This is a genomic window from Muriicola jejuensis, from assembly GCF_010671595.1.
Classification (GTDB): Bacteria; Bacteroidota; Bacteroidia; order Flavobacteriales; family Flavobacteriaceae; genus Muriicola; species Muriicola jejuensis.
In genome coordinates this window covers 1-4,712 of record NZ_JAABOP010000010.1, presented here as the reverse complement: position 1 = coordinate 4,712, position 4,712 = coordinate 1, and the positions used below count along the sequence as shown (strand labels likewise).

Sequence of the window (4,712 nt, the reverse complement as noted above, 5' to 3'; positions counted from 1 at the left end):
CACTTCCCAGAAAAACCCCCGAGTGAAGACCATAGCAAAAGAAGGAACTTTGGTCATGGAGCGACCTTGGCTTTACAAAAGGACTTTGAGTTTTGACTAGAAGATAAACGCTATGGTAGGTAACGGTCTCGGCTATGGTTTGGCGCCTGGAGGCGCCAGCCTTCCGTATTGTTTTGTTAATCCCTAAAATAGCAAATAATCCCAGACCCTGGAGGGCGATGAACCATAGCCGTTGTTAGGTGTAGTTATTTTTTTCTTCTCTTTCAAATGTCATAAATGACACACAAATGGCACTAATAAGAGACACTGTAAAGATGGTAACAATAATCCCGACCATCAATTTATAGCCCGAACTTAGCTCGAAATAAAACTGAGAGATTCCTCCAAAAAATACACCAAGTCCTACAGAACCTGCCCCAATCCACCTATTTTTAAAAGTGTGTTCATATTTGGTCTTACAATTCTTGCATACTAGCGGTTTATATCCAATTAGAAAAGACTTATAGATCTGACCAAATGAAAACTTCTGTTTACAGTTCTCACAACTTTGCATAGTTTTTTGAATTACACCTAACGGTCTCGGCTATGAGTAGTTGCGTGGGTTAGCACTGAACTTTGCAAGTACACACCAAACTGAAAATCCGCAAGGATTTTCAGAAGTAGGCGAGAACAAGCAATTACTTATAGCCATTGTTAGCACCAGTTTTTATTTTAGTCCACGCAAGTCATTATCTTCTCCAAAAACCATTTTTCTCTAACTGCTTTAAAAAAATAGTATCGACAAACATTGGTTTCTGTCGCTTCAAAGGCCAAAACTCTTTCACCAGAGTTTTTCATTTCAAGTTCAAAATTGTCGTAAATATCCGTTATCGTGGCTGGAGTCCGTGTGGTATCAACTAAAATCAAGTGTATCCATTTTTCTTTTTCAATTTCGTCGCATGGCGAGGCGTAAGTCCCAATGTATTCACAGTCCGAAATCGGAAATTGAATCCTTGATAGTTGAAAATCCTTGTTTAGCGAAAAATTTTCCAGAAACAATTTGAAATTCTCCGTTTTAGTTTCTTTCGGTTGAGTTTCATTTTTCTCAATACCGTTCCATTGACCCAAGCAGGACCATGTGAGCAGTACAACAAGTATGTAAATATATTTTTTCAAATTGGTGCTAACGGTTCCGGCTATGGTTTGGCGCCTGGAGGCGCCAGTCTTCCGTTTTGTTTTGTTAATCCCTAAAATAGCAAATAATCCCAGACCTCTGAGGGCGATGAACCATAGCCGTTGTTGTACCACGTTTACAGGTCGAAACCGATATTTATTTGAACCATAATCGGCCAAATATTGCCATTCCCCTCGGTGTCAAAATAATATTGCGGACCGACATCAAATAGAAGATGAAGATTCTTGTTGAATTTTCTTTGAATTCCCCAAGTGGGCCCGATAGCAAAATCAAAATCAGACGTACGACCTACATTTTCTGCAATAGACGGGCCACGGCTGATGAGCCTAAGCGAGAAAAAATTGGCTGAGTTATTCTCCGTTGTTTTATTTTTTCCTGATCTTTTTTCAAAATTATAGAACCACTTATGCTGAAGATCTAGAAAGGGCGAAATGATGTAAATAAAGCCGCTATCATTGAATGTGAGATCAGGATAACCCCCTCCGTAACCTATACCGAGTCCGGCTGAAAATGTTGCTTTCTCACTTGTGGGCAATTCAATTTCGGCTCCAGGATTTAAAATGTTAACTCGAAAGACTTTTTGAGTTTGCGCTGAGATAATAAAGCTGGATAAAAGTAAGATGGGGAGTATTAATTTCTTCATATTCTTAAATGTGGTACAACGGTTCCGGCTATGGTTTGGCGCCTGGAGGCTCCAGCCTTTCCGTCTTGTTTTGTTAATCCCTAAAATAGCAAATAATCCCAGACCCTGGCGGGCGATGAACCATAGCCGTTGTTGTAGCCAGTTTTAATCCCTTTGAAGTATAATCTTAACCTTTCTATCACTTTCATCATAAAATACATACAACCAACAATCGTCGTTAAAGACCTTATAAATATCTGCTTGACAGATAAACTTCATATTCTCTCCCCTTGAATTCTTAGGAGTTTGGTCAAATTGCAACCACTCAGGATATTTGTAAAACCTAAGTATTGAGGTAGTTAATTGGGACTTTGATTCATTGAATTTACTTTTTCCTTCAATAAAGTATTTCATATATCCATTACCAATTTCCAAAGCCGATTCTTTGAAAGTTGGTTTTAAAAGACCATCGGATTCTATCGCGAACGAATAGTTGTCAATATAATCTCCCTCAGGGAAGGGTTCATTGTGATCAATATCAGGATCAAAACTAGTAAAGACTATATGTATTTTGTCCTCAATACCCTGGCTGGTCAAATCTAAAGTGGCGATTGGAAAAAAATTCTCGTAGGAAACATAATCCGGATTTAAGACGTCACTTTTCTCAGGGAAATATTTATGATTTTGGTTGAAGTATAGACTAAAGAAGATAAGGAAGGTTGATAAGAGTGGTGTACTCATAAAATCTTAATAATTGGCTACAACGGTTCCGGCTATGGTTTGGCGCCTGGAGGCGCCAGCCTTCCGTCTTGTTTTTGTTAATCCCTAAAATAGCAAATAATCCCAGACCCTGGAGGGCGATGAACCATAGCCGTTGTTACCTAACGTAGCTAGCCTCACGCAGACCTCACGAGAGATCCCGAATCTTCGCAAAAAAATCCCCGCGCAATGCTCCAAGAGTAAGCCACAGCAAAAGAAGAAACTTTGGAGAGCACCAGACCTTGGATGGACAAACTGCCCTTCGGCTTTGACCTTAGATAAAACGCTATGGTAGGTAACGGTTCCGGCTATGGTTTGGCGGCTAGAGGCGCCACCCTTCCGTATTGTTTTGTTAATCCCTAAAATAGCAAATTATCCCAGACCTAAGGGGGCGATGAACCATAGCCGTTGTTGTAAACTGTTTAAAATAATCGACTAAAATCCATCAACGTTACAGAGAATGCATATACCCAAAGTATCCCTATTAATCCATGTACAATAAGGGCGAGGTAAAACTTATAGTTCTTTTTTTCATTTCTCCCCTTAATCAGTTGAACCAGACCTACGACTGCTAATATTCCTGCAATTAGTAGAGGAATCCCTACAAACAGAGCACTATTATCTCCATAATTGGGAGAGCCTTCGATCAAAACCCCGGCGATATAAGAAATTAAAAAAAGACCAAAATTTATGATACTAAGTCGGAAGGATTTCGAAATATAATTTTGGTTCATTAAATAGTTTACAACGTTTAGTATATGAGCCGTATCCCGAAAGGTATGGCTTATATACATTGTTGTGTGTAGTTTTTATTTATTCAATTTTTCAACTTCAATTCTTATGAATTCAGGTAAGTAACTTGGAGTACAATTCTTGGCGACAATTTCATCTTTGTAAAGACCTGTTGTTTCACCAATAGAAATACATCTGTCACGATATTCTTCTTGCCATTTTCCGATTTGGCCTGCAGTGTAATTCATTGCCCATTGTACTTCAGGTTGCTCTGTTTTCATTTTGCTTTCAATTTTCGTGAGCAGATATTCAGTGTTTTCATGATTGGTATTTCCCATCCATCTTAATCTTGCCTGATAGTACCAAAACACTCTTCTTTGAAGTGGAGAAGGGCTGTTTTCCCATGACTCTATTTGAGATATAATTTTCTTGTCCTTAGTCAATTGATTTGCCATGAGCCAATCCATTAAGTGGTTTCGTTCATTGAGATTATGTGCCTGAATGTCCTGGTCAAGCTGGTCGATGAACTCTTGGTTCAATTGTTTCTTGTCCATTATTAAAATGGCTAATTGTCTGGGTAGGAATTCACCTGTAGACCAAAGTTCCATAGCTAGTTCATGATCCACCTTAATTTCTTTGGCAATCTTTCTAAGATCTCCAAGTTTTGTGTTCTCGTTAATCTTCGAGAAAATGGTTTGTGCCTTTGAAGAAAGTTCTTTCATGTTCTCATTTAAATTACACACAACTGTTCCGGCTATGGTTTGGCGCCTGGAGGCGCCGGCCTTCCGTTTTGTTTTGTTAATTCCTAAAATAGCAAATAATCCCAGACCTCTGAGGGCGATGAACCATAGCCGTTGTTGTGCTCAGTAAAATAATCCGAACTACTACTTAGTTGACCCTAAATAATCTTCAATAGCACTCTTATAATCTTTGGCAGAGATCGAAACTTCAACCTCATTGATTACCTCAAATTTTTGGGAGTTCAGTTCATTATAAAGGTTTGACGTCATCGAAAAGAGGCCGCCTTTTTTTGAATACACTTTTTCGAATAATAGTTTATGTTTCTCATTTAATTTATAACGGCCATCGCAAATAATTACTAGTCCGCTCTGTATCCCTTTAGTCAAAGCAACTTCTATCTCCACTTTAGTAGGAATCGCATGATTGATCATATCTGCTCGTGCGATAATTTCTGACAGAGTAGCGCCTTTGTTACTTAGGGGAAGGCTAATAATTATCCAACAATCTTCGGTTGTAAATAAAATTTGCGGCAATTTGGAAGATAAATATTTAATTGAGCACAACGGTGACGGCTATGACCAGGCGTTAGTTTCCTGATCTCCCCTTAAGATTATTATAATCCCTAAGATAGCAAATAGAGAATAATCTCAGGAATAAACGCTTGGTTATAGCCGTTGTTCTGTG

6 protein-coding genes are annotated in these 4,712 nt (G+C 38.7%); all 6 read right to left on the bottom strand.

Features of this window, described 5'->3' with window-relative positions; translation table 11 throughout:
- Nucleotides 1-235: 235 nt before the first annotated feature.
- The 6 genes from GWK09_RS15150 to GWK09_RS14700 all read right to left on the bottom strand — a co-directional run bounded on the left by GWK09_RS15150 (nt 236) and on the right by GWK09_RS14700 (nt 4,561).
- Entirely contained in the window at nt 236-553 is a 318-nt protein-coding gene (locus tag GWK09_RS15150) for a TIGR04104 family putative zinc finger protein (protein WP_163694232.1), read from the bottom strand.
- Nucleotides 554-711: 158 nt separating this feature from the next.
- Nucleotides 712-1,287: a DUF4348 domain-containing protein gene (locus tag GWK09_RS15065; RefSeq protein ID WP_163694231.1), complete on the bottom strand. Its 576-nt coding sequence runs from the start codon at nt 1,285-1,287 to the stop codon at nt 712-714.
- A gap of 2 nt (nt 1,288-1,289) precedes the next feature.
- Nucleotides 1,290-1,817, bottom strand: a complete 528-nt coding sequence (locus GWK09_RS14715; protein ID WP_163694230.1) for a hypothetical protein — start codon at nt 1,815-1,817, stop codon at nt 1,290-1,292.
- Between the two features lie 144 nt (nt 1,818-1,961).
- Complete coding sequence (locus tag GWK09_RS14710) at nt 1,962-2,537, bottom strand: hypothetical protein (protein WP_163694229.1); 576 nt, start codon at nt 2,535-2,537, stop codon at nt 1,962-1,964.
- Nucleotides 2,538-3,364: 827 nt separating this feature from the next.
- Nucleotides 3,365-4,009: a DNA alkylation repair protein gene (locus tag GWK09_RS14705; protein ID WP_163694228.1), complete on the bottom strand. Its 645-nt coding sequence runs from the start codon at nt 4,007-4,009 to the stop codon at nt 3,365-3,367.
- 162 nt (nt 4,010-4,171) lie between these two features.
- The gene (locus tag GWK09_RS14700) at nt 4,172-4,561 is read right to left on the bottom strand and encodes a hypothetical protein (protein WP_163694227.1); all 390 of its coding nucleotides are present in this window, start codon (nt 4,559-4,561) and stop codon (nt 4,172-4,174) included.
- Nucleotides 4,562-4,712: the final 151 nt, after the last annotated feature.